General features: G+C 42.3%; 1 pseudogene. It reads right to left on the reverse strand.

The features are described 5' to 3' along the window. A pseudogene (locus tag CIK04_RS24945) lies at positions 1–130 on the reverse strand (gamma carbonic anhydrase family protein); the annotation flags it as partial. Between the last annotated feature and the right edge of the window lie 227 nt (positions 131–357).

Here is a 357-nt window from a genome sequence, read left to right on the forward strand (position 1 = left end):
CCGCAACCAATGGCCAAATACTCGAATCGTCACCTATTCGAATATCACCGACAATGACAGAGGTTGAATCGATATAGACGCGTTCGCCTATTTGGGGATGAATGCCTTTGTAACTTCTAATCGAACTCATTTTTCCTCCTTATAAAGCCTTATCAATAGTAATATCGAGTGAGAAGAGTAGTAAAAATTCACCGTTTAGAATAAAAAACACTCAAACGATAGAAAATCAAAAAAACGTGAAAAAGGGCTTGCCAACGTGACGCCGATCTCTATAATGCCACCTCGCTGACACGGCAAGGCTTCGTAAGAAACCAGGGCCCATCAGCCAAGGCATTTAGCCAGGTGAATCACCTGAAA

It is taken from the genome of Vibrio sp. 03_296 (assembly GCF_002265885.1).